The sequence below is a fragment of the Priestia sp. P5_B4 genome (genome assembly GCF_056400385.1).
On record NZ_JBFULJ010000482.1, the window covers coordinates 1 to 2,856 of the forward strand.

General features: G+C 40.9%; 1 protein-coding gene. It reads right to left on the bottom strand.

Annotated features, from left to right (window positions below):
* On the bottom strand, window positions 1–2,738 hold a 2,738-nt coding region (sucA, locus tag AC1DRF_RS21660; protein WP_477741665.1), incomplete at its 3' end, for a 2-oxoglutarate dehydrogenase E1 component.
* Between the last annotated feature and the right edge of the window lie 118 nt (window positions 2,739–2,856).

A 2,856-nucleotide genomic window follows, 5' to 3' on the forward strand; every position in this document is an offset into this window, starting at 1 on the left:
ATGTAGTCAACCGTAGCTCCTTCTGGTGCTACTTCACGCAGTCGATCTTCTACATAGTTCCATGCGCCCATGTTTTCCGGCTCTTCTTGTAACCAGACAATCTCTTTTAAATTTTTATAGCGAGCAAAGATTTCAGCAATTACGCGTCTTGGGAACGGATAAATTTGTTCTAGACGAAGGACGTGTAGCCAATCTTTATCATCTTCTGCTTTGTTTAAGCGTTCCGTTAATTCACTGCTGATTTTTCCGCTGCACAGAACGATTCGTTCAACTGTATCTTCTTTTTTGCCTAATCCAGGCTGTTCTACTACTAAGCGGAAAGAGCCTTTTGTAAACTCTTCAAGGTTTGACACACTAAAAGCATTACGAAGCAAACTTTTTGGTGTCATAACTACTAGCGGTCTTACTTCTTCGCGCTGTAAAATGGCAGCTTGTCGTCGAAGTAAGTGGAAGTATTGTGCAGCGCTTGTTACGTTTGCAATTGTCCAGTTGTTTTCACCAGCTAGCTGTAAATAACGTTCTAGACGAGCGCTTGAGTGTTCTGGTCCTTGACCTTCATGGCCGTGTGGCAGCAATAAGACCATTCCAGATTTTTGTCCCCACTTAGCACGGCCTGCTGCAATAAACTGGTCAATAATAACTTGACCTGCATTGGCAAAATCACCGAACTGTGCTTCCCAAAGAACAAGCGTTTCCGGAGCAAATACATTATAGCCGTATTCAAATCCAAGAACGGATCCTTCTGATAATGGACTGTTACGAATATCAAAGGAAGCGCTTACGTTCTTCATTGCGTGTAGTGGTGAGTAAACATCCCCTGTCTTATGATCATGAAGAACAAGATGTCTATGTGCAAACGTACCACGTTCAGAATCCTGGCCTGTAATACGAATTGGCGTGCCGTCTCTTAAAATCGTAGCAAAKGCAAATGCCTCACCCAATGACCAATCTACGCTTTCATTTTCTTCAAACGCTTTGGCACGTTTAGATAAGATGCGATCAAGTTTTGGAAATACGTTAAATCCTTCAGGGTATTTCACCAGCTCTTGATTCACTTCAAACAGCTCTTCTTTTGTAACCGATGTATCAATATCTGAAATTCCTTTGAAGACTGCTTGTGGCATTTCCATAATTCTATGTTGCTTTTCAGCTTTTGGCGGTACTTTCTCATAAGCTGCTTTTAACTTCGCTTGTAATTCTTCATTAATTTGATCTGCTTGGCCGCTTTGAATTACGTTTTGTTCTTCAAGCTGCTTTGCATACATAGCACGAACCGTTGGACGTTTTGTCACAATTTCATACATCTTCGGCTGCGTTACAGACGGTTCATCCATTTCATTGTGGCCAAATCGACGGTATCCAATTAAATCAATCAAGAAATCTTTGTTAAAACGTCTGCGATACTCATAAGCAAAGTAAGCAGCAGCTAGACAGGCTTCCGGATCATCCGCATTTACGTGAACAATTGGAATTTCAAATCCTTTTGCTAAGTCACTTGCATATTTCGTTGAACGAGAATCGACGCTTTCTGTTGTAAATCCAATCATGTTGTTAGCAATAATGTGGATTGTTCCACCTGTTTGATAACCAGTCAATTGATTTAAGTTCAGCGTTTCTTGTACTATACCTTCACCAGGGAACGCAGCATCTCCGTGAATTAAAATCGCGAACGATTTTTTTACATCTTGTTTTGGGTATCCATTCACATCACGCTCATCTTGAGCTGCTCTTGTAAACCCTTCCACAACCGGATTAACAAACTCCAAGTGACTAGGGTTGCTAGCCAATGTCAAACGAGCTCGAACTGTGTTCTCTGCTTTAATTTGTTTGTCGGCACCCAGGTGATATTTTACGTCTCCCGTCCAGCCGTAGTTGATACCGATTGAACCTTCTGAAGGAACTAATTCCTTGTTAGGTGCATGCTGGAATTCTGCAAAAATCATTTCATACGGCTTGCCTAATACGTGTGCTAATACATTTAAGCGTCCACGGTGAGCCATCCCGATATTAACCGTTTTTGGGCTTGTTTCCACTGAGCGTGCAATCAGTTCATCTACAAGTGGAATTAACATATCTACGCCTTCAATAGAAAAGCGTTTTTGTCCGACAAATGTACGGTGCAAAAATTGTTCAAAGCCTTCTACTTCTGTTAAACGCTTTAATACAGAAGTTCTTTTCTCATTTGAAAGAGGTTGGAAAATAGCACCTGACTCGACCATATCAGTCAGCCACTTATTCTCTTCCATGTTATGTACGTGATGGAATTCAAACGCAATGGTTTTTGTGTAGACATCTGTTAAATAGTTAATTGCGTCTAAACCATTTTTGACGTGTGATGGCGCATTCGTACATAAAATATCAACCGGAATTGATTTCAAATCTTCTTGCGTTAAATTGTAATCTTCCAAGTGAAGCAAGACAGGATCTTTCTTCTCGCTTTCAAGAGGTTTAATTGATGCGTATAGATGACCATAAGCACGGATGTTTTCCGCTAGCTTAATAGCCGATGCAATTTTAGATGTGTTAGCTGAAGGTGCAGCCTGTGCGTATTCAGCTTGCTGAACCTGCTCGCTTTCGTTTAATGGAGGAGCACCCCAATAATCAAATAATTCTTTTAACTCTGGATCTACTAGATCTGACTGCTCTTCATATAACTCATACTGTTCTAATACATAGCCATAGTTCGGACCCAAAAATCCTTGCCAAGGCTCCCCTCTATTCGACGTTTCGTTACCCATGATAAAACCCCCAACGAGTTATAATAATTGTCGTACTCAACAATCTTTCCATTTTGAATGTCGATTACCTTATCGTCTGACATCTTTACAACGAGTGATAAACCTCACTGCGTGTGTA